Origin of the sequence: Bacillus sp. V2I10 (genome assembly GCF_030817055.1) — a bacterium.
In the GTDB taxonomy this organism is placed as follows: domain Bacteria; phylum Bacillota; class Bacilli; order Bacillales; family Bacillaceae; genus Bacillus_P.
In genome coordinates, this window is the sequence record NZ_JAUSYV010000001.1 from 1,041,949 (window position 1) to 1,065,293 (window position 23,345).

General features: G+C 38.6%; 20 protein-coding genes and 3 pseudogenes. 18 read left to right on the plus strand and 5 right to left on the minus strand.

Translation table 11 applies throughout. The features are described 5' to 3' along the window. Positions 1-22 precede the first annotated feature (22 nt). On the plus strand, positions 23-1,420 hold the full coding sequence (gene sufB / locus QFZ72_RS05305; RefSeq protein WP_252202289.1) for a Fe-S cluster assembly protein SufB: 1,398 nt from the start codon (positions 23-25) through the stop codon (positions 1,418-1,420). A 343-nt stretch (positions 1,421-1,763) separates the two neighbouring features. Here the strand turns inward: sufB and QFZ72_RS05310 are convergent, their stop codons facing one another. After that, positions 1,764-1,964 (minus strand): hypothetical protein, encoded by a 201-nt coding sequence (locus QFZ72_RS05310; protein ID WP_307430381.1) that lies wholly within the window; start codon positions 1,962-1,964, stop codon positions 1,764-1,766. Positions 1,965-2,077: 113 nt separating this feature from the next. Between QFZ72_RS05310 and ppsA the strand changes: the two are divergent. The 10 genes and pseudogenes from ppsA to QFZ72_RS05360 form a co-directional block, all read left to right on the plus strand. Further along, positions 2,078-4,691, plus strand: a pseudogene (gene ppsA / locus QFZ72_RS05315) (phosphoenolpyruvate synthase). 339 nt (positions 4,692-5,030) lie between these two features. Then, positions 5,031-5,453: a hypothetical protein gene (locus tag QFZ72_RS05320; protein WP_307430384.1), complete on the plus strand. Its 423-nt coding sequence runs from the start codon at positions 5,031-5,033 to the stop codon at positions 5,451-5,453. A gap of 321 nt (positions 5,454-5,774) precedes the next feature. Continuing rightward, positions 5,775-6,245, plus strand: coding sequence for a nucleoside deaminase (locus QFZ72_RS05325; RefSeq protein WP_307430385.1), 471 nt, complete (start codon positions 5,775-5,777; stop codon positions 6,243-6,245). A gap of 162 nt (positions 6,246-6,407) precedes the next feature. After that, complete coding sequence (locus QFZ72_RS05330; protein ID WP_307430388.1) at positions 6,408-6,896, plus strand: (2Fe-2S)-binding protein; 489 nt, start codon at positions 6,408-6,410, stop codon at positions 6,894-6,896. 5 nt (positions 6,897-6,901) lie between these two features. Then, a complete protein-coding gene (locus QFZ72_RS05335; protein ID WP_307430391.1) occupies positions 6,902-7,513 on the plus strand; it encodes a nucleotidyltransferase family protein in 612 nt (203 codons plus the stop codon). Then, positions 7,507-8,391 carry an FAD binding domain-containing protein gene (locus QFZ72_RS05340; protein WP_307430394.1) on the plus strand — a complete coding sequence of 295 codons (885 nt, stop codon included), beginning with the start codon at positions 7,507-7,509 and terminating at the stop codon, positions 8,389-8,391. Before QFZ72_RS05335 ends, QFZ72_RS05340 begins: the two co-directional genes overlap by 7 nt. Continuing rightward, positions 8,378-10,684, plus strand: a complete 2,307-nt coding sequence (locus QFZ72_RS05345; RefSeq protein WP_307430397.1) for a xanthine dehydrogenase family protein molybdopterin-binding subunit — start codon at positions 8,378-8,380, stop codon at positions 10,682-10,684. The genes QFZ72_RS05340 and QFZ72_RS05345 overlap by 14 nt, the downstream gene beginning before the upstream one ends. Before the next feature lie 6 nt (positions 10,685-10,690). After that, positions 10,691-11,524, plus strand: a complete 834-nt coding sequence (locus QFZ72_RS05350) for an XdhC family protein (protein WP_307430399.1) — start codon at positions 10,691-10,693, stop codon at positions 11,522-11,524. After that, the gene (locus QFZ72_RS05355) at positions 11,503-11,817 is read left to right on the plus strand and encodes an XdhC family protein (protein ID WP_307430402.1); all 315 of its coding nucleotides are present in this window, start codon (positions 11,503-11,505) and stop codon (positions 11,815-11,817) included. The genes QFZ72_RS05350 and QFZ72_RS05355 overlap by 22 nt, the downstream gene beginning before the upstream one ends. A 65-nt stretch (positions 11,818-11,882) precedes the next feature. Continuing rightward, positions 11,883-12,301: pseudogene (locus QFZ72_RS05360) on the plus strand (type I restriction endonuclease subunit R, EcoR124 family); the annotation flags it as partial. A gap of 1,056 nt (positions 12,302-13,357) precedes the next feature. Here the strand turns inward: QFZ72_RS05360 and QFZ72_RS05365 are convergent. From QFZ72_RS05365 to QFZ72_RS05370, 3 genes are all read right to left on the minus strand, one after another. Further along, positions 13,358-13,807, minus strand: coding sequence for a CBO0543 family protein (locus QFZ72_RS05365; protein WP_307430405.1), 450 nt, complete (start codon positions 13,805-13,807; stop codon positions 13,358-13,360). 98 nt (positions 13,808-13,905) lie between these two features. Beyond that, positions 13,906-14,118: a helix-turn-helix domain-containing protein gene (locus QFZ72_RS29395; protein ID WP_373464428.1), complete on the minus strand. Its 213-nt coding sequence runs from the start codon at positions 14,116-14,118 to the stop codon at positions 13,906-13,908. A gap of 549 nt (positions 14,119-14,667) precedes the next feature. Continuing rightward, positions 14,668-15,141, minus strand: coding sequence for a hypothetical protein (locus tag QFZ72_RS05370; protein ID WP_307430409.1), 474 nt, complete (start codon positions 15,139-15,141; stop codon positions 14,668-14,670). Positions 15,142-15,866: 725 nt separating this feature from the next. Between QFZ72_RS05370 and QFZ72_RS05375 the strand changes: the two genes are divergently transcribed. From QFZ72_RS05375 to QFZ72_RS05405, 7 genes and pseudogenes are all read left to right on the plus strand, one after another. Next, a complete protein-coding gene (locus QFZ72_RS05375; protein WP_307430413.1) occupies positions 15,867-16,724 on the plus strand; it encodes a DUF72 domain-containing protein in 858 nt (285 codons plus the stop codon). A 20-nt stretch (positions 16,725-16,744) separates the two neighbouring features. Next, a complete protein-coding gene (locus QFZ72_RS05380) occupies positions 16,745-17,569 on the plus strand; it encodes a sulfite exporter TauE/SafE family protein (protein WP_307430414.1) in 825 nt (274 codons plus the stop codon). 15 nt (positions 17,570-17,584) lie between these two features. Further along, entirely contained in the window at positions 17,585-18,988 is a 1,404-nt protein-coding gene (locus QFZ72_RS05385; protein WP_307430417.1) for a bifunctional metallophosphatase/5'-nucleotidase, read from the plus strand. A gap of 61 nt (positions 18,989-19,049) precedes the next feature. Continuing rightward, complete coding sequence (locus tag QFZ72_RS05390) at positions 19,050-19,352, plus strand: YunC family protein (RefSeq protein ID WP_223438022.1); 303 nt, start codon at positions 19,050-19,052, stop codon at positions 19,350-19,352. A gap of 131 nt (positions 19,353-19,483) precedes the next feature. After that, positions 19,484-20,253 (plus strand): annotated as a pseudogene (gene yunB / locus QFZ72_RS05395) (sporulation protein YunB). 298 nt (positions 20,254-20,551) lie between these two features. Then, positions 20,552-22,057: a sodium-dependent transporter gene (locus QFZ72_RS05400; RefSeq protein ID WP_307430423.1), complete on the plus strand. Its 1,506-nt coding sequence runs from the start codon at positions 20,552-20,554 to the stop codon at positions 22,055-22,057. Next, on the plus strand, positions 22,057-22,164 hold the full coding sequence (locus QFZ72_RS05405; RefSeq protein WP_307430425.1) for a methionine/alanine import family NSS transporter small subunit: 108 nt from the start codon (positions 22,057-22,059) through the stop codon (positions 22,162-22,164). The genes QFZ72_RS05400 and QFZ72_RS05405 overlap by 1 nt, the downstream gene beginning before the upstream one ends. Positions 22,165-22,198: 34 nt before the next feature. Here QFZ72_RS05405 and QFZ72_RS05410 read toward each other — a convergent pair whose 3' ends face one another. After that, positions 22,199-23,140, minus strand: coding sequence for a M23 family metallopeptidase (locus QFZ72_RS05410; RefSeq protein ID WP_307439594.1), 942 nt, complete (start codon positions 23,138-23,140; stop codon positions 22,199-22,201). Positions 23,141-23,345 lie beyond the last annotated feature (205 nt).

Below are 23,345 nucleotides of genomic sequence, written 5' to 3' on the forward strand. Positions count from 1 at the left end.
ACTATGATTGGAGTGAAAACGGATGGCTAAAAAAATGCCAGAAATCGGCGATTACAAGTATGGATTTGCTGATAAAGACGTTTCGATTTTCCGTTCAAAGCGGGGATTAACTAAAGAAATTGTTGAAGAAATTTCTCGCATGAAAAGCGAGCCTCAATGGATGCTTGATTTTCGTCTGAAGTCACTGGAGCATTTCTATAACATGCCAATGCCTCAATGGGGCGGCGATATGGCTGCACTTAACTTCGATGAAATTACGTATTACGTAAAACCATCTGAAAAATCAGAGCGCTCTTGGGATGAAGTGCCTGAGGAAATCAAACGCACGTTTGATAAACTTGGAATTCCTGAAGCAGAGCAAAAATATTTGGCTGGTGTATCTGCTCAGTACGAATCTGAGGTTGTATACCACAATATGAAAGAAGATCTTGAAGAACTGGGTATCGTTTTTAAAGATACAGATACAGCTCTTAAAGAAAACGAAGATATTTTCAGAGAGCATTTCGGCAAAGTCATTCCGCCGACAGACAATAAGTTCTCAGCTCTAAACTCAGCTGTATGGTCCGGCGGATCGTTCATCTATGTGCCAAAAGGCATCAAAGTTGATACACCGCTTCAGGCATACTTCCGCATTAACTCTGAAAACATGGGTCAGTTCGAGCGTACGCTGATTATTGTTGATGAAGGTGCACATGTGCACTATGTAGAAGGCTGTACAGCTCCGGTTTACACAACTAATTCTCTGCACAGTGCTGTAGTTGAAATTATCGTAAAAGACGGCGGCTACTGCCGTTACACAACGATTCAAAACTGGGCGAACAACGTATTTAACCTTGTTACAAAACGTGCAGTTTGTGAAAAGAACGCTACAATGGAATGGATCGATGGAAACATTGGCTCTAAATTAACGATGAAATACCCTGCTGTCATCCTTAAGGGTGAAGGCGCTCGCGGTATGACATTATCCATTGCATTAGCAGGAAAAGGCCAGCATCAGGACGCAGGTGCGAAAATGATTCACTTAGCACCAAATACGTCTTCAACAATCGTTTCAAAATCAATTTCTAAACAAGGCGGTAAAGTAACGTACCGCGGAATCGTTCACTTCGGCCGCAAAGCTGAAGGTGCACGTTCCAACATTGAGTGTGATACGTTAATCATGGATAATCAGTCTACATCTGATACGATTCCATATAACGAAATCTTCAATGATAACATCTCTTTAGAGCATGAAGCGAAGGTTTCAAAAGTATCTGAAGAGCAGTTATTCTATCTCATGAGCCGCGGTATTTCAGAAGAAGAAGCAACTGAAATGATCGTTATGGGATTCATTGAACCATTCACTAAAGAACTTCCAATGGAATATGCGGTTGAAATGAACCGTTTAATCAAGTTCGAAATGGAAGGTTCAATCGGATAAAGTCTTAAAAGCCTTGGTATATAAGGAATATACCAAGGCTTTTTTATGTGAAAATTAGTGTCGTGCCATTTTTGTGCCAACTTAAAACCACTTATGATTCTTACCGCCAAGGATAATTAAAAATTGCTGATGTTAAAGTGCAGATAAAATTAATCAACATGCAAAACCCCGTTCTAAATATAGTACGGGGTTGTAATTATTTTCGGGTCTATTCCATTAAAGCACCCGATTGTGGAATAAGAATTGAATTTCTCTGGATCTGCAGTTTGACCCTCCAAATAATACTAATAGCCTTTAATATAAGCGTTTATTTGAATACTAAAAAACCTTTAATTATTGTTTTTTAACAACAGTTCAATCCTTTTAGCTGATCATTTTCATCAATGATCCATCCATATTTTTTATAGTTAATGAGTTTGCCGCATCCACTACTCGATTTAGGCCAACCATGTTTTCTCCAACCTGCTAGTACCCCATAACCGATTCCATGGGAATCTGCGGTAGCTTCATATGCATTAAATTTTATGTAATCGTAAATAGACATCTGTACTCTTCCTATTTTAATTATAGCATATAAAAAATGGTAAATATAGACTATTTATTCCCATTTACTACGGGTAAAATCAATAGAACATTAATGGTTAGGAGAGATGTAGAATGAGTTCTTTGGCTCTCGGTGTTCAGGAAATAGAAAAAACACAGCTTTTGCTCGTTGGCGGAAAAGGGTTGAATTTAGGGGAATTATCAAAAATTCAAGGAATACAAGTACCAGAAGGATTTTGTGTTACAACAGTGGGATATCAAAAAGCCATCGAACAAAACGAAACGTATCATGCTTTGTTGGATCGACTAACAATGCTAAAAGTAGAAGATCGAGATCAAATTGGTGAAATCAGCAGGAAGATTCGACAAATCATTATGGAAGTAGAAATTCCTTCCGATGTTGTGAAAGCAGTTACTCACTATCTCTCCCAGTTTGGCGAGGAACATGCTTATGCAGTGCGTTCTAGTGCGACTGCTGAAGATTTACCACATGCCTCTTTTGCTGGTCAACAAGACACCTATTTAAATATCATCGGCAAAGAAGCAATCTTGCAGCATATCAGCAAATGTTGGGCTTCCCTATTTACGGATCGCGCAGTAATCTACCGTATGCAAAATGGATTTGACCACAGTCAAGTTTATTTATCCGTTATCGTTCAAAGGATGGTTTTCCCACAGACTTCAGGGATTTTATTTACCGCTGATCCAATTACTTCCAACCGAAAGTTGCTATCAATCGATGCCAGTTTTGGACTTGGAGAAGCACTGGTCTCTGGCTTGGTATCTGCCGATTGTTATAAAGTACAGGAAGGGGAAATCATCGATAAGAAGATAGCAACCAAAAAATTGGCTATCTATGGACGAAAAGAAGGCGGAACAGAGACACAGCAGATCGATCCTGATCAGCAAAAGACTCAAACACTTACTGAACAACAAATATTACAACTAGCACGCATAGGAAGACAGATCGAAGCTTATTTTGGATGCCCACAAGATATCGAATGGTGTTTGGTTGATGATACATTTTATATTGTCCAGAGTCGGCCAATCACTACTTTATACCCCATCCCTGAAGCGAATGATCAAGAAAATCACGTCTATGTATCTGTCGGTCATCAACAAATAATGACCGACCCCATGAAACCACTGGGACTGTCTTTTTACCTGTTAACGACTCCTGCACCTATGCGTAAAGCAGGTGGAAGGTTATTTGTTGATATCACACATAATCTGGCTTCACCTGTCAGCAGAGAAATGATATTAGATACCCTGGGACAATCCGATCCGCTCATAAAAGACGCACTTATCACCATAATAGAGCGAGGAGATTTTATAAAATCGTTACCAAATGATAAAAAAGAACAGAGTCCAGGTAAAAGCAATAAAGGTATGTTGTCTGCGGGTTTTCAAGTACAAATCGAAAACGATCCGACAATCGTTTCTGATTTGATAAAGAGTAGTCAAACATCGATAGAAGAGTTAAAACAAAACATCCAAACGAAATCAGGATCAGATTTATTTGATTTTATTCTAGAAGATATCCAGCAATTAAAGAAGATATTATTTGACCCACAGAGTTTGGCTGTAATTATGGCAGCTATAGATGCTTCATCATGGATCAATAAAAACATGGAGAAGTGGTTAGGTGAAAAAAACGTAGCAGACACGCTTTCTCAATCTGTACCAAACAATATTACTTCGGAAATGGGTCTAGCATTATTGGATGTCGCAGATGTAATTCGTCCGTATCCAGAAGTCATTGAGTATTTACAACATGTAAAAGATAATAACTTCTTGGATGAACTGGAGAAGTTTGAAGGTGGAGAAAACTCGAGACGCGATCTATGCTTTTCTCAATAAATATGGAATGCGATGTAGTGGAGAAATCGATATTACGAAAACTCGCTGGATTGAAAAACCAATTACACTAATCCCAATGATTTTAAATAACATGAAAGACTTTGAAGCTAACGCTGGTAATCGGAAATTTGAACAAGGGCTACAGGAAGCTTTGAAAAAAGAACAAGAGTTATTAGATCGATTGAAGCATTTACCGGACGGTAAACAAAAAGTAAAAGAGACAAAACGAATGATCAGTCTAATCCGGAATTTCATCGGTTATCGTGAATATCCAAAATACGGTATGATTAATCGCTATTTCGTTTATAAGCAGGCTTTACTGAAAGAAGCCGAACAACTCGAACAAGGCAGCGTTATTCATGAAATAGAAGATATATACTACCTAACTTTTGAAGAGCTTCACGAAGTCGTTCGTACAAATAAACTGGATTACGGGATCATCAGCAAACGAAAAGATGAGTACAAATTATATGAAAAACTAACTCCCCCACGTGTTATCACGTCTGATGGTGAAATCATTGCGGGTAAGTACAAACGAGAAAATCTCCCAGCCGAAGCGATTGTAGGTCTTCCAGTTTCTTCTGGATTGATAGAGGGCCGAGCACGTGTCATCTTAAACATGGAAGATGCTAATTTAGAAGATGGAGATATATTGATCACCTCCTTTACTGACCCTGGCTGGACACCATTGTTTGTCTCTATAAAAGGTCTAGTCACCGAAGTTGGCGGACTGATGACTCATGGAGCAGTTATTGCACGTGAATATGGCTTACCAGCAGTTGTCGGAGTGGATAATGCTACCAAACTCATAAAAGATGGGCAACGAATTCGCGTGAATGGAACAGAAGGGTATATCGAAATATTGTAATTGTTGAATACGTCTAGATTTAATTAGTAGCACCGCTCCAGTGGTTACCAGAGCGGTGTCTTACAATCTTTCCATTGGGACAAGAAGTTGAACAACTTTATCGGTGGTGCATACTTACAAATGATATTTACCGATCCAACGCCACTCAATATATCAATATGGCCGATTTTCCAAATGTGAAGATCGGCTTTTTATATATAATTTTGTGAACGCTATCACTTAAACTAAAGGGTGCAATTCTTCAAGAAGGAGAATAGCTTTTTCTCATAAAGGAAAGGCAGAATAGTTGAAGAAGAAAGTTGGAAAGATAACACAAACAAAAAGTGGGGGTATATTACTTTGCTTAAATTGTTGGTATCTTCTATATTGGTTCTTATGTTATCATTTCAATTACTAAATTACGATGTTTTCGCTAGATCACAATCAAATGACAAACGTATGAAGCTTCTTAATGATAAAATTACTAAAGATATAGAAAGAAGCTTTCCATCGTTATCAAATATAAAATCCGAAGACAATGCTTATATCTTCAGTTATAGCGATTTAATAAAGATGATGATTTCTATAGGAAGAAATGATACTCATTTAAATTCACTGATTTCTTTGTTTAATGGAACCTCAATCGGAGATAGTCAGTTATTAATAATCAATGATGAATACAGTCATAAATGGGGCAATTTATTGACTGGTTATATATTTTATAAAGAAACAGATGGAACGAATGTACTTATAAAAATAAAACGTGGATCTAATAAATGGTAAGTTGTTAACAAAGACAAAGTACGTGGATCACATTTTACACTTAAACAAATAAATAATAATTGTAAATAGTATGATCTTCAACAAACGGGTGCATTTCTTCAAGAAGGAGAAGTGCGCTTTTTATTGAAGTAAAGAGAAGGAAGATTATAAAAAGAAAAAGGAAGATGAAATGAAACTCAGCTACGCTGGTACTGGGCCAAATACGAAAATTTCATTTATTTTGGCTTCCGCAAAACTATGAAACTTACTTTGTGTAATATTTCTATTTGCTTAGTCGTATTGATAAGCATAAATGCATGATATGAACCGAGGAGTGGTTGTATGAAAGGTTTCTCTTTTATGGAAAAAGCAATTGAAGTGGCTTTAGAAAATGTCATGTCCAACCACGGTGGACCATTTGGAGCCATTGTTGTTAAAGACGGTAAAATAATTGGTACCGGCCGAAATGCAGTAACAGCATCAAATGATCCAACTGCACACGCTGAGGTGCAGGCCATAAGGGCAGCTTGCCAATATTTAAACGACTTCCAGCTTATCGATTGCGAGATCTATACGAGCTGTGAACCTTGTCCGATGTGTATCGGAGCAATCTATTGGGCGAGACCAAAAGCTGTTTATTATGCATGTACGAAGGAAGATGCAGCGAAAATAGGTTTCGACGATCAGTTTATTTATGAAGAGCTTTCCCTTCCAATTGACCAGCGTAATATTACTATGAAACAAATTTCTCCAAATCAATATGAATTACCGTTTAAAACATGGGAAAAATCAAAAGATAAAAAACATTACTAATCTGAAATAAGAGATAGTGTTTATGAGGAGAAATCAATTAACGAAAAAAATCTCTGTAGTATCAGGAAGAGAAGCTGCGGATAATTCTTTGGAGACATTGCCATTGTTGATGGGTATTTCAGATTTGATAAAATTTATCTTTGTGCACATTGGAGGAATTCTATGATGAGAAAAATTCATTTTACTGTTAATGGTGCTCCCTGCTCTATTACTTGCCATCCTGCTAAAACACTGTTGGATGTTCTAAGAGAAGATTTGGATTTGACAGCAAGTAAAGAGTGCTGCGGTAAAGGAGAATGCGGCTCATGTTCTGTCCTTGTTAATAATGAAGTGGTTTGTTCGTGTCTGATTCTTGTTGGGCAGGTGGAAAATCAAAATGTTATTACTTGTGAAGGGGTCGGATTAACTCCTCACCTGGATAATATACAGGAGTCCTTTATTGAAGAAGGCGCAACACAATGCGGCTACTGTACTCCAGGTATCATCGTATCCGCAAAGGCCTTTCTCAATGATGTAGATTATGTTCCTTCTGTTGATGAAATTAAGACTGCCCTTGGCGGGAACCTTTGCCGATGTACTGGATATTCGAAAATCATTCAGGCTGTAAAAACAGCAGCGGAGAAGAATCTTAAAGAGCTAGGAACAGTATAGAGTTAATGGGTGTGACAGCCATTCTTCTTGCAGCCGGACAGTCAAGCCGTATGGGCAGATTAAAAGGTCTCCTTCCTTGGAAGGGAGTAACATTATTTGAGCACCAGCTAATGACACTAGAAAAATCATCCGTGGAAGAAATCATTGTCGTAGTTGGCTATCAGGCAGAACAATTTATGAAACTAGCAAAATATTTTCCAGTAAGGATGGAGTTTAATAAAAAAAATCCATTCGGGAAATGTTCTTCAATCTTATCTGGGCTTCAAGCTATGAAAAATCCAAAAAATAATATTTTAATAGCAGCATTAGATCAGCCTTTAGACACTGATACCATTAATAGTCTTTCTGAATCACTTGCAGGCAGGGATCACCTCATTGCAGTGCCTGTTTTCCTCGGAAAAAGAGGCCATCCCGTTCTTTTTTCCGGTTCATTACACAATGATCTGCTCACCATTAATGAAGAAACAATGGGTCTTAGGAGCATTTTTCAAAAATATAAAGATACTGTTATGGAAGTATCTGTAAATAATCCAGCAATTCTACTAAATCTTAACACCCCGGATGATTATCAAATGGCTTTAAAACAACAAATAAAGGAGGACCGTTCACCATGCTAATCTCTGAAATTGACCTCGTCTCCCCTGTCTCTTTACAAGAATGCTTAAAGCTGCTATCCGATAAAAGCATTGACCATAGATTGATAGCGGGCGGGACTGATGCAGCAGTGAGGATGAAGGAAGGAAAATGGCGTCCAGAAGTTTGGATAAACATCAAAGGTTTACATGAATTGCGTTACATTTCAGAAAAGGACGGAGCCATCCACATTGGGCCATTAACAACACACACTGATATCATTCGCCACACCCTGCTTCAAAAGAAAGCCGATGTATTAGTGGAGGCTGCCCGTGAAGTAGGTGCAACTCAAATGCAAAATATGGGAACAATCGGGGGGAATATCGGGACTGCTTCACCTGCCGGGGACACCATCCCAGCACTTTATGTACTCGGTGCAGTCATTGAGCTGCGCTCCATTACTTCTGTACGTCTGGTACCAATCGAAGAATTCTTTATAGGCCCAGGAAAAACCATTTTAAAGAAAAAAGAAATGATTACAAACATTATGATCCCATCCCAAAAAGCAAATGAAATCGGTATTTTTCAAAAGCTCGGTCCAAGAAAAGCACAATCTATTTCGATCGTGAATGTAGCTATTTCGCTTTTAATGGGTAAGGATCGCAAATGCCTGGGCGGAAAAATTGCCTTTGGGGCCGTAGCACCCACCATTATCAGGGCAAAAAAATGTGAGGCATTACTGACACAGCAGCCTTTGACAGATGAAATGATTCAAAATATCGGAAAAATTGCCTGGAAAGAGGTGATGCCAATAACGGATGGAAGAGCAACTGCCGCATACCGAAGAGATATGGCAAGCTCGCTGCTCGAACGCGGATTATATCGACTTTTAAGGAGGTGGGAAAACGATGGAGAAAAATAATACAGAAGCCTTAAATTGGGTAGGAAAAAGAGTCAAACGAATTGATGGACCCGAAAAGGTGACAGGTGAATTAAAATACATGACCGATTACCAGTTCGACAATATGCTGTGGGGAAAAGTTCTTCGCGCAAAATACCCTCATGCCAAGATAAAATCAATAAATACAAAAAAGGCTGAACAGCTGTCAGGTGTTGTAATTGTGCTTACCCATCAAGACATCCCTGGATTTAACGGCTTCGGCATCGTTATTCCCGATCAGCCGGTACTATGCTCTAAAGTCGTCCGGTGTACGGCTGATGCGATTGCTTTGGTTGCGGCAGAAACCCAGGAAATTGCAGAACAGGCACTTGAATTAATCGAGGTTGACTATGAACTGCTCGAAGTGATTTCAGATGCTGAACAGGCAATGTCACCAACAGCTCTTAACCTCCACCCTGACGGAAATATCCACAGCCACGTAAAAATCAAAAATGGTGAGGTTGATCAAGCCTTTCAGGAAGCAGATATTATCGTTGAAAACACCTTTTACTCCCCCCGCCAAATGCATGCTTTTATTGAAACAGAGGGCGGCTGGGGTGTAATGGATGAGGACGGCTGCATCACCATTCGCTGTCCTGGCCAATATGCCTATCGCGACAGAATGCAAATCGCACGTGCGCTCGCTTACAATCCTGAGCGGATCCGAGTCATTTCCAGTCCAATTGGAGGAGCTTTTGGCGGAAAGGATGAAATAACAGTCCAGATATACCTCGCTCTTCTAGCTATGCATACTAATGGCCGTCCTGTAAAAATTCACTACAGCCGTGAAGAATCGGTCATTGCTGGGATAAAACGGCATCCTTTCAAGGTTCATATGAAAACAGCTGCGAAAAAAGACGGCACTTTATTAGCAAACGAAGTTAGGGCTGTTGCTGATACAGGAGCTTATGCATCGCTTGGCGGAGCCGTTATTGCACTTGCAATTGAACATTCATGCGGTCCTTATAAAATACCAAATGTAAACCTGGAAGGGTTTTGTGTATATACGAATAATGGGATAGCAGGAGCTTTTAGAGGATTTGGAGTCAATCAAGTCTGTATGGGCATTGAAACTCATTTAGATATGATTGCGGAGATTCTCTGTATAGACCCTATCGAAATTCGCAAGAAAAACGTCTATCACCAAGGAGAAATTTCAAGCTTAGGGCATATCGTAAAAACGAGCGTAGGTACTTTTAAAACCCTTGAAACCGCAGAAAATTGTGATCTATGGAAAAACAGGGAAAAATACAAAGCTGATGTCAGTGAACCTTGGAAAAAAAGAGGAGTCGCCCTCGCTACCTCCTTTCATGGAATTGGCATGGGAATAGGATTGCCTGATTATGGCGCAGCATCCATTGAACTTTTGCCTGACGGAAAATTTCTTGTTGCAGTTGGCTGTGAAGAAATCGGCGGAGGAAATGGCACAGTCTATGCGCAAGTAGCCGCTGAAATCCTTAAATGTGATATAAGCCAAATCAAAGTGGTTCAAGGCGACACATCCAAGACGATCGACGGAGGTACTGTGACCGCATCCCGTTCTACCTATACAGGAGGCAGAGCTGTTGCTGCTGCAGGATCAAATATGCTTAAACTACTTACGGAAACTGCCGCAGAAATGCTTGAGGTTCCTGCATCAAAAGTAGAAGTTAATCCTAATAGTATAGCAGCAAACGGATCATGTCTAACATATAAGTCTATATTTGATTACCTCTATCAAAAAAGGAAACAAACTCGAGTTGAAGGTCACTTCTTCCTTCCAAAAGAAAAGAAAGAAATTGAAGGTTCAGGCGGAGCACCTCATCATATATACGGCTATCTGACACATGTTGTGATGGTAGAGGTTGATACATTAACAGGTGAAACAGACGTTCTTCGAGTAGTATCTATTCCTGATGCCGGCAAGGTGATAAATCCGCAGGGACTAGAGGGCCAGGCAGAAGGCGGAGCTGTTATGGGTATTGGCTACACATTGTTCGAAGATGTATTAATTGAAGAAGGCTATCATAAAACACGAAACTTCACAGACTATATCATCCCTACTATTCGAGAAACTCCACTAATTGAAACATTTCCAGTCGAGGAAGCTGAACATTCAGGACCATTTGGTGCGAAGGGTATTGGAGAAGTTGTAATGATCCCGATTATTCCAGCTATCATGTCTGCTATTTATGATGCAACAGGCGCAAGGATCAAGCATCTTCCTGCAACACCAGAAAGAGTTTTTAATGCATTAAAAGCCTTAAAAAATGAAAATATCCAATCTGCAAGGTGACCCGAAATGATGAATGAGAGTATGTATGAAAAACTCACTGAAGCACTTAATGAACGAATAAATACATTCTTATTAACTATTATCAGCCACCCTGAAAAGCAATTAATTGGCGCCAAAGCTCTATTATGGCCTGATGGAGATTTTTATACTGAAGACCCTATTTCGTTAGATTTAAACAAAAGTTTGATAGAAAAGTGCAAAAAGTTAATAAAAAAAAATCGGTCCGGCACTATACATTTGCAGTGGAACGAGGTCTCAATAGAGTGTTTTGTAGAATATTTCCCTGCTCCCATTCACTTAATTATTGCCGGTGCAGGCCATGTTTGTGAACCGGTTGCAGAAATGGGAAGAATGCTTGGCTTTTTTGTCACTGTACTGGATGATCGGGCTGAATTTGCTAGCAGGGATCGTTTCCCTCTTGCAGATCAGGTTATTTGCAGGTCCTATCTCCAATATTTTCAAACTGTTAAATTATCTGATAAAACCTATATTCTCCTGCTGACAAGAGGACATAAATTTGATGTTTTGAGTTTAAGAGAGCTATTAAACCGCAATGAAAAACCAGCCTATGTTGGGATGATCGGCAGCAGAAGGCGAATATCCGGCGTTTTTGAAGAACTAAAACAGGACTTCCCTGATGATTGTTTTGACCAGCTTTACACCCCTGTTGGACTTGATATAGGTGCACAGACCCCATCTGAAATTGCAGTTAGCATAATGGCAGAAATTTTAAAAGTGAAAAATCAAAAATCCGGTCACTCCTTGAGTGAAAAAGTAAGAAAATACGCCAAGCTTGGGTTTCAAGAGGGGGATTCAAAATGGAGCAGCTGCAACTCATAAAACGCGCGATTGAAATTAGGAAAGGGGGTGAAAAAGCAGCATTAGCTTCCATTATTCGCACAAAAGGTTCTACCCCCCGCAAAGCAGGCAGCAGAATGATTATCTTTGATTGCGGAAAAATTGAAGGAACGATCGGCGGTGGCTGCGGTGAAGCAGCGGTGATTGAAAAAGCTTTTGAGGTAATTCAATCAAACCTTCCTGCTCAGCATCGTGTGGACCTTACAAGCGGGCTGCTTTATGAAGACGGAGGCATTTGCGGAGGCATAATGGATGTATTTATCGAACCGCTGTGAACCATGTGTAAAAAACATCAAAACGTTTCTGTATGATTAAAAAGCGCATTGCAATTTAAACCATTAATCAGAATATCCGTGACGAGATCGAAAAAGCACTTCAAAAACTGAAGAAATCAGAAATTGTTAAAGACGTGTACCGTGCGATTTTTTAACGCTATTGATACCAAAGAAATAGATTCAGAGGAAGATATTCTTGTAGTGAAACGACGCTTCTTCACTGAATCCTATAATAAAGCGATTGAAGAATTTGCGAATACTTGGTTTGTGGAAGAAAATGAGCTGCATTTATCCGCGATTCAATATGTGATAGGAACAGACCCTATTCCGAATAATGGGGGAATCATCAACAGCAAGCAATTTGATAAGTATAAAGCCGTACATCCAGATGCAAAACCATTGAAATACGGACCAGAAAATGAAGCGTCAGTGGAGAATGACATTAGATGAAGTCATTGTACCTTTGGATGACGAGTTGAGATAAAATAGTTTTGAAATAAATAAACAAAATCTATATAGTTATAGGCCAACTGCGAAGGTGTAGTTGGCCTATACTTTATCCGAAAAAAGATAAGGCGGAATAAGAATATGTTTGAGAGAGTTGATTATTACTCATAAAAATATATATCTAATCTTTCCATTACACCAGTTAGTTTTTTAACTAATTCAATTTTATCTGTAGGAAAAACTGTCCCCAACAGCGTTCTGATCCTAGGCAAAGCCTACTGTTTTAATGGGTACATAAATTCTTTTCAGGTGGGCTTACATGGGTCGATTACAAAGTGTCGAGAGGTCATTTTATAGATAGCTATTAAAAGGAAACAAATTTTTATTCCGGCTATATTGGTGATTTTAACATTGGCTTTAACACAAGTTCATCATTGAATCCCATCCATATCGTTTCGTGCCAATTTCGTGCCAACTGAATTTGAAAAGCATTGAAATGGTTTAAAAATGAAAATCGGGAAAACCTTGATTTAACAAGGTTTATGCATATATTAAAAATGTTATGAAAGTCTTCATTAATCAAGTTCGAAATGGAAGGTTCTATCGGTTAAATCGTTAAACACCTTGATATATCAACGTTTTATGAGTATTTTTAGCAACAAAAAAACCGGCCGTGCCGAAAACGTGCCGATTCAAATTTTTCTTGTAGTATAGGAGGCGAACTTTTTAAGTTCGTCTTCTTCTATTTTATCGGTAATATCAAGATAAGTGTCCGCTGTCGTTTTGATGGTTTTATGCCCAAGTCGTTGAGATACAAATTTTATACTAGCTCCTGACTTGATTAATTAGCTTCATAAAACTTGCTTAGAAGCTTGTAATATCTTATGTACTTCCTATATACAGTGCCAGTGCACTTTCATCAACTATGTAACACTATTTAAATACTAAAATCTAGCTATCCGTTCTTGTTAAATGGTGGCATTAGTTGAAATAAAAAGGCCCTTCTCTTAATTGAGAAGGGCACTCACTTATTGAGGAATATCAATTTCAAAGTTTTGTACCAAAAACTCACATTAAACAACCTTTTTTATATTCAGATTAGATTCACTTTTTTTAAATATAGAAAATAGTAATACATGCACATAAATGGGAAAAGATAACTAAAAAATGTCCAATAAATATTCCATCCATTACTGTAAATCACTTTGCCAGCAAGAACAAATGTAAGTTCAAGAATGGTAGTAGATAGTGAAAAAATAATAAGAATTAAATAAGGCTTATTAGTTTTCTTTATGTAATATATTAAGTAACTTGCTAATATCGGATAAAGACCTAAATTGAATGGCATGGCTGACAAAGTTTTTTGATCGAAAAATGGACTGATTTTCCAAAAATCAAAGTACAATCCAAATTCATTTATCACAAATGCAACAACACTAAATAATGGGGCTATAAAGTGAATGATTTGTTTATCTTTTTTATAAAGATGAACAATTCCTAATATCCAAGGAAATATAAATGCTGTCAGGACATTAAAGAACATTTTTAATCCTCCCCTCTATACTAATTTTCTCCTTTATAAAACGGAGTATTCTATTTAATAAAAAAAGCCCTTCTCATCTGAGTGGCTTCACTATCTTTTTACTCCAGCAAATCACTTTTATTAATATCAAACAGTTCGCAAGTTTTTACAATTTGATCAGCAGTCAAGTTTTTTTTATTTCTCTCAATTGATATAAGTGTGCTGACTGAAATAACTAGATAATTGGCTAACAGACCAAGGGGGATTCCTCGTTCTTCACGGAATTGCCGAAGCTTTGTACCGGCGATAATTGTAATCAGTCCTTTGTGCATTTGTTATATGTATATATATATTTATCGGCATAGAGTGTGTAATATACAGTACACAAAGCCCTTCTATTTATTGAGGTGTACTTTTTTTGTTTAACTTCCTGTTCCTGGTTTTTAAAGGAGTGGGCTACCACCAACACCTGGATCCTTCATAAAATCCACCTCTTTCTTTACTAATTCGGTAATGTCAATTTGATTATAAAGTGCTTTATTTAAAGGTTTTTAAGAAGATTCACCAGTAGCTATTTTAGTAGTAAAAGGATAAAAAAAGCTGCATTTGAAAAAGGTGTTTTTCAACAATCGGGGGCGATTGTAGCACAGTGTGATCGCCTTTTCATATTAAGATTGGGCAGTTAAAATGGAGGATCCGAAATTATTTTTTCTTCAGCAAACGGGCCATATTCTTGAATAACACTTGGTAGTTAATTTGGATATTTATGTTAAAAATAGAGATTGTGAAGGAATGTACTTAAAATAACGAAGCAGTTTAGTAGAAGAAGGTTGATTAAAAAAAATACAAATGAATGTCATAATTTAAAAAAGAAATCAAGCTTAAGATTGATTTCTCCTAATAAATTTTAAATGCCAAGGTAAGAAAAAAGCGTAGGCAATAAAATGAACGGGTATTGACCACCATGTATTCCAAAGCTTTAGTTTCATTAATCCTACTTTGATTGTTAGCCACTCTAATATTAGAGATAAAATGACAAAGAAGATAACAATAGACCATTTCTTACTTTGTTTAAAATAGTTTAAATAAATGACTGATAAACATGAGGGTATTACACCATATAGAAAAAGCTCAGATATTCCTTCTTTTTTAGGATCTCCTATGTCGAAAATGTCAAATGGAACTGCTAGTGTAATATCTACCATCCATACAATAAAACCAATGATACCAAAAGTAATATAGATTTCTTTCCAACTTAATCTTTTAGGCATAATTAAAATAAATAAAAGTAATGCTGTGCCAAGTATGGCAGGATACCACCAGCCTTGAGAAAAAGCAAAATCTGGTTGTTTCATAAAATCCCTCCATTTTTTTATTGTTACTCATAAATGATTATTTATTCAAATTTAAAAGAATGGTTTTGAAAAAACGGATGATGCTATATATGTGATTTAGTTATTTTGCTAAAACTCTTTTCTTAATGAGATAACGGATGCTGAGTGGATATCTTTGCGATTTCATTCTCTACATGTACTGTTAATAGTAGGAACTTGTATTTTTACCTGTATAAAAATGATTACAAAAATGAACGTGCCGATTTCGTACCGACTAGTACAAAAAAAGATTGAAAAGGTTTGATCATACAAAAACATAAAAACATTGGTTTTATGCACCTTGTTCATTTGCGAAAAACAGTTAGAAAGAACTCGTTAATCAAGTTCGAAATGGAAGGTCCTATCGGTTAATAAAAGAAGAAAGGCTCACCATTTGTGGTGAGCTTTTTGTATTTATAAAAGCAGTATTAAGATCCTATTTCAGTCTTAAGTCCGGGAACCGGCGAAGGAGCAAAAACGCCTCTCTGTATAAAAAAGTGTCTCTGTGCAGAAAAGTGTCATACACATGGCCCTCTCAAATGAATACAACTTATATTTCCTTTTGTTGATGCTGTAAATTTATTTTTTAAAGTTTTTCCAATAAATCAACCTCCGCTAACTTTTCATGAAAGTAAATGAATGTCCTTTTCAATGAATTTTTTAATGCCTTGTAGTATCATAAAATAATAAAGGAGGCTGAGGCTGCTTTGATTTATATTGGACTTACAGGCTGGGGAGATCATGATGCGCTTTATCCTAATGGTACTTCTGCCGGAGATAAGCTGAAGGAATACTCTGGGCATTTTCCGATTGTTGAAGTGGATGCCAGCTTCTATGCTGTGCAGCCTCAGCGCAACGCAGAAAAATGGGTGAAGGATACCCCTGACAGCTTTCAATTTATCGTGAAAGCTTATCAGGGAATGACAGGACATCAGCGGGGAGATATACCTTTTGATTCTAAAGAAGAGATGTTCCAGGCTTTTCATCATTCTATTGCACCGTATCAGGCAGGAGGTAAGCTTGGGATGGTTTTATTTCAATTCCCGCCATGGTTTGAATGCAAAAAAGAGAATGTCAGTTATTTGAGATGGTGCAAAGAGCAAATGGGTCAAGTTCCCGCTGCGTTAGAATTCAGGCATCAATCATGGTTTGCACCTAATACATATGAGAAGACCCTAACTTTTATGGAACAGGAAAAGTGGATCCACAGCATTTGCGACGAGCCTCAAGCTGGCAGCGGGTCCATTCCCGCTGTAGTGAGGGCGACAGATAACAATAAAACGTTAATCAGGATGCATGGCAGAAATGTGCATGGATGGACAAGACCTGCTAATGGTGAAGATTGGCGGGAAGTCAGGTACCTATACCGGTACAATCTGCAGGAATTGCAGGAATGGCATGAAAAGATTGATCAGCTGAGAGATGCAACTAAAGATATTTATCTTCTCTTTAATAATAATTCAGGCGGAGACGCTGCAGATAATGCAAAACAAATGAAAAAGCTATTAAGTATTGAGTACGAAGACCTTGCACCCAGACAGCTGGATTTATTCAGCGGTGAATAAACGGAAAAGAGTTGGCTTAAATGGAATGGATATTTCTTGTCCTGATCGGTTTTATTGCTGGGACGATCGGGAGTCTTGTGGGGCTTGGGGGAGGCATCATTGTTGTTCCGGCTATGCTCTTTTCTTCTGCCTTTTTTACGATTTTTGAAAACGTAACTCCGCAGACGGCCGTCGGAACTTCTTTGCTTGTTGTCATTTTCACTGGCTTATCCTCAACGCTTGCTTATATGAAGGTTAAAAAAGTAGATTATAAAAGCGGATGGATCTTTTTTATCGGAAGCGGTCCCGGAGGATTATTAGGCGCTTATCTTAATAAGTATTTAAATTTGGATTCTTTCTCTCTTTATTTTGGGTTATTCATGATTGCTGTCTCTCTGCTGCTTATGATGAGAGATAAATGGAAGCCGAAATACAGAGAGCCGGGACTGGGTGATGTAATCCGCTTTTATCCATCTGAAAACGGCAAAGATGCTGCTTATTTTTATAAACCGGCACCTGCTGTCTTTATCTCATTTGGAGTTGGATTTATCTCAGGGCTGTTCGGAATTGGCGGCGGAGCTCTAATGGTGCCTGCAATGGTGCTGCTGTTCTTATTTCCGCCGCATATTGCAGTCGCCACATCAATGTTTATTATTTTTCTATCAGGTCTTTCAAGCTCTGTCATGCATATCGCGCTTGGAAATGTGAACTGGCTTTTTGCTTTAGCTTTAATACCTGGTGCGTGGGCTGGCGGGAATGCAGGAGCCATGATTGCGACAAAGCTATCGGGTAAAACCGTGATTAACTTACTGCGTCTCATCCTCATTCTGGCCGGTTTAAAACTGATTTATGAAGGTATTTTTTAATAGAGGAGAATGTAAATGGCAGAGACCATTCATCTATATCACACAAACGATTTGCACAGTTATTTTGAAAACTGGCCCAAAGTTGCGCACTATTTAAAAAGAATGAAAAAAGAACATGCTGCAAACGGTGAAGAAATGATTTTAGTAGATGTAGGAGATCACATCGACCGTGTTCATCCCATTACAGAAGCAACAGAAGGAAAAGCAAATGTCGACCTTCTAAATGCCCTGAATTATGATGCCGTTACCATCGGCAACAATGAAGGGATTACTCTCCCTCATGAAGCGCTTGATACTCTATACAAAGATGCGCGTTTTCCGGTTGTTCTTTCAAACTTATACACCGAACTTGGTGAACGTCCGAGCTGGGTGAAGCCTTATGAAATCATCACTCTATCAAATGGCACGAAGGCAGTATTACTGGGAGTAAGCGTTTTTTACGAAAAATTTTATCAATTGCTCGGCTGGAAAATAAAAGATCCGTTTCAAAGTCTGCAGGAGACAATTGAAATGGTGAAAGATGAAGCGGATATTATCATTTTGCTTTCTCATTTAGGAATAAATGATGATGAAATCGCGGCAAAAGAGTTTCCGGATATTGATATCATACTCGGGGCTCATACTCATCATATCTTTGAAAAAGGGAAACTTCTGCATGGCACTTTATTAACAGGTGCAGGGAAAAACTGTGGATTGGTTGGGCATATTTCTCTCACTGTGGATAATGCCCGCACCTTAGTAGAAAAGGAAGCTGAAGTTATTAACATTCTTTCAGAGCCCGAATGTGAAGATACAAAACAATTTCTAGTAAATGAGACTATAAAAAGTGATGAGATCCTATCAGAAACAGTTACTGTTTTAGAAGAGGATTTATCATTGGACTGGTTTGGTCCCTCAGAATTCCCTGATCTATTAGCAGCTGCGATAAAAGAATGGTGCAAGGGAGAGGTCAGCATGGTAAATGCAGGAATGCTGCTGGAACCTCTTAAAAAAGGCCCTGTCACCAAAAAGGATCTGCACCGAATTTGTCCGCATCCTATTAATCCCTGCACTGTTTATTTAAAAGGAGACGTCCTTAAGGAAGTTATTTTAGAAGCGCGCTCAGAAAGGATGGAGCAGCTGAAATTAAAGGGTCTTGGATTCCGGGGCCATGTAATGGGACGAATGGTTTTTGACGGAATTGAGGTTTTTACAGAGCCATTAGAAGACGGTCTGCTCCATGTAAAAGAAATCTTGGTATCAGGGGCACCCATACAGCTTGATCGAATTTATACAGTAGCTACGGTGGATATGTTTACACTTGGTGTCCTGTATCCAGCTATTGGTCATGCGGAAAAGAAAACGTATCATATGCCTGAAATGCTGAGGGACTTGCTTGCCTGGAAGCTAAAACAGGTACATTCGTCCAAGAATGCCTAATTTTCACACTACATGTCTGCTTTCTTCATAAATTGTAGAAGGAAGGGAGTGTGAAATAACGATGGTATCAATGACACCAATTATTATTGAAAACAATCAGTTTACAGCCATTACGGTAGCATTGCCAAAAACCAATTTTTTGGCTGTGACAAGTGAGAAGGGATACATTATGTGCGGCGCGCTTGATGTAGCTTTGCTCAATGAAAAATTAAAAGACCGTGGAATTATTGCTGGGCGTGCAGTAGGCGTCCGTACCATTGAACAGCTGCTTGATGCCCCTCTTGAATCCATTACATTTGAAGCGGAAAATCGCGGCATACACGTCGGTATGAGCGGCAGAGAAGCACTGTTAAGAATGCTGTAATGTCAGAAAAACAAAAGCGCCTTATTTTAGGAATAGCTTATTAAATATTCATTTCAAAATCATAGATGAAAAAGAATGCGTACATCCCTCCTTTCCTGCATAAACATATCATGTAAAGGGGGGATTTATTTTTGGCCAGATTCCGCAAACGCCCTCAAAAGAAGGGGCCGCTTCCTTTCCGGTATGTATTCCTGCTTTCACTTGTCTTTTTTATTTTTTCTACAGCTGCAGGTCTGTGGATCGTTAATAAAGGAATTGAACCAACATTAATGACTGTTGCAGAGACAGAAACGAAACGGATTGCAACACTCGTTATTCAAAATGCAATCAATAAAGACATAAAAGAAGACGTTGATGTGGATGAAATGTTTGTTGTCGATACAGATGAAAAAGGGAATGTTACTACGATTGATTTCAACGCGAAGTTTGTAAGAAGCGTGCTTGCTAAAACAACAGATAAAATTCAAACGAACTTGAGAGAAGCTTCGAAAGGAAATATAGATGCACTTGAGCTTCCTGAGGGAGAACATATATCAAAAGATGAGCAGGGAGAGGGAATTATCTATTCCATCCCATTGGGCCAAGCTACAAATAATGCGCTGATCGGTAACCTGGGGCCAAGGGTTCCGGTTCGCTTCTATGTCGTCGGAGAAGTGCAGACTGACGTAAAAGAAACCATTCAGCAGTATGGAATTAATAATGCTCTTTAATAGAGATTGCGGTTGAAATTGAAGTGAATGTAGAAGTTGTCATCCCTTTTTCCACTCAAACCGCTACTGTAAGAAACACAATACCAATTGCAATAAAAGCTGTACAGGGGCAGGTGCCAAGTTATTACAATGGCGGCGGAGGAAGTTCTCCTCCTGCAATTGATGTACCTGAGGGATCATCTGGAAGGTAATATCGAATCATATTAGATCTTCATGTAAAGACAGTATGCCATGAGCAGCTGTCTTTTTTCAGTCTTTTCAGCTATTTATGCTGAAGATGAGATGAAATACAATAACTATTTTTCTGTAATAAAAGCCACTGTTTATCATCATTTGAAATAGCCTCTTATCATTTTAATATACTAAATTTTTAAAAAAATTTTGACATAGGTAAATTGTCGGATTATAATGAAAACAGTCAAATAATATCAGAAAATAGCAAATATTTATATTGTTTAATTATTTAAATCACAGCAGGAGGAATTCATCATGGAAAATCGTCCACAATGGGGAACAAGGGCAGGTTTTATTTTAGCAGCTATTGGATCGGCAATCGGCTTGGGAAACATCTGGCGCTTTCCTGGAGTTGCATATGAAAATGGAGGAGGATCTTTCTTTATTCCGTACTTATTTGCATTATTGACTGCAGGTATTCCGCTTCTTGTTATGGAGTTTACGCTTGGTCATAAGTATCGGGGTTCTGCACCATTAACGTATGCTAGGCTGAGCAAAAAATTTGAATGGCTTGGCTGGTGGCAGGTCGGCATCTCATTTGTCATTTCAACATATTATTCAGTTATTATCGCCTGGGCGATCTCTTATAGTGCATTTTCATTTAATTTAAGCTGGGGGAGTGACACGGAAGGATTTTTATTTAAAGAATACCTGCAGGCTGTTTCTCCTGGTGAATTCGGCGGTTTTGCACCTGGTGTATTATTGCCGCTGCTGGTTGTATGGATTGTCACGCTGGGTGTTTTATTTGCTGGTGTTAAAAAGGGGATCGAACTGGCAAATAAAATCTTCATTCCTACTTTAGTGATACTTTTCTTAATTATTGTTATTCGCGCATTAACATTAGAAGGTGCAGCACAAGGGCTTGAAGCATTTTTCAAACCAAATTGGGAGACGATTTTCAGCGGCAAGGTATGGATTGCTGCATATGGACAAATTTTCTTCAGTTTATCTATTGCTTTTGCAATCATGGTTACTTATTCAAGTTATCTTCCAAAAAAATCGGATATTACAAACAATGCCTTTATCACGGGCTTTGGTAACTCGGCGTTTGAATTGCTTGCAGGAATCGGTGTATTCAGTGCTCTTGGATTCATGGCTATGCAGCAGGGTGTTCCTGTAAATGAAGTTGTTACAAAAGGAATTGGACTTGCATTTGTAGTATTCCCTCAAATTATTAACGAGTTCCCTGCATTTAATGGCCTTTTTGGATTCTTATTCTTTGGATCACTAACATTAGCAGGTTTAACGTCACTTATTTCAATCGTTGAAACGTTTGTTGCAGGCGTTCAGGACAAATTTAAGATTTCGAGAACTAAGGCCGTATTTATCGGCGGCGGAATTTCGGCCATTATTTCCCTTTTATTTGCGACAAGAGGAGGAATCAATTTCCTCGATGTTGCAGATGAATTCATTAACAGCTTTGGTGTAACACTTGCAGGATTTGTAGAGGTTATTGTGGTAGTTTGGGTATTAAGACAGTTAACCGATCTTCAAAAACACGCTAATCAAATTTCTGATATCCAGCTCGGTTCATGGTGGAAGTTATGCTTAGGGTTTGTTACTCCAATTGTATTAGGATATATGATGGTTGATAAGCTTAGAGCTGAGCCATATGGCGGAGGAGCATATTCAAGTGAGTTCCTTTTCTATTCAGGATGGCTGGTTGCAGCAGGAGCATTACTTGCAGGTATCATTTTCTCCTTTATTTCGTGGAAAAAGGATACAATCGAGCTTCCAGCTGATAAGGAGGTATCACGCTGATGAGCTTTGGTGCTATTACAATGATGATTGTTGGAATCGTTGTTATATGGGGTGGTTTGGCTGCAAGTATAGCCCATGCAGTTGTTAAAGCTAAAAGATCAAAATAAAAAGCGGGTCAGCGTATCAATGCTGACCTGCTTTTTATTTTCTTTTTCTGTATTCTGCACGTTCCCAAACTTTCAACTGCGGATAAGGGTCATAAGACCATTCTGTCCTGCCATTATCCTTATACATGCCGTAATGGAGATGCGGAGGGAATTTTCCCGAGGTTCCGGGAGGACCGTAGCCTGAGCTGCCGACTGAACCGATTAACTGACCAGGCTCTACAATTTGTCCTACCTGCAGCCCGTCAGCAAATCCGTTTAAGTGGGCAAAATAATGGTAGGTGTTGGAGCTGTCGCGTATACCAAGTCTCCAGCCGCCGAACCTGTTCCAGCCTTTCATTTCAACAATGCCATAGCAAGTAGAGCTCACAGGAACCCCGTAATTAGCGAAGATGTCTGTGCCTTCATGTATTCTTCGCCCGCCCCAGCCGCGTGCATCCCCCCATGTATTTTTATAACTGTAATTGAAGCGAATGGGCACAGGGAAAGAATGCTGATCAAGATCCAATCTTCCGTATTTTTGAAAAAGCTTCATATGTCCCGAGATCAATCCAATCGTTTTATCACGCTGATAGTAATCCCAAAGACCAATTTTTATATTTTCTAGATCAATTCCATAAGACAGCAAATAGGCTGCAAACGTAAACAGCACATCTTCGTCATTGTCAGGCTCAGCCTTGCCGTCGTCATCTCCGTCAATTCCAATTCCTCCGAACAATGAGATGCTCGTTGGGTTTGTGTCAGATTGGTCTGGATTTTGCACACCGGCCCATACTTCGGGTCTGATATAGATGCCAATTACTCCTTTTGCTTTAGGGATATCATTCCTGGTTCTTCTTACATTACGCTCATATTGATCAACAGAGGCCAGTACGTACCAGGGAATTTGAGTAATGGTTTCAGCTTTTTTAAATAAGTTCATTCGTTCTTGATTAATTTGTTCGATGCTTTTATCTGCACCCAGCGCTTGATTCGGCAGGGCGGTACAGAAGAAACAAAGAATAAACAGGATCCATATTTTTCTCACATTACCGGTCTCCTTTAAACCAATTTCATAACCTTAGTTTGGTGTAATAAAGAAAATTCATATGTAGAAAATGTTAGAAATTACTTCAATCTCTTTCCCTTGTCCTATCTTGATCTGTTATGTTAAAGTGACTAATGTACATGTTTTATTTTCATTT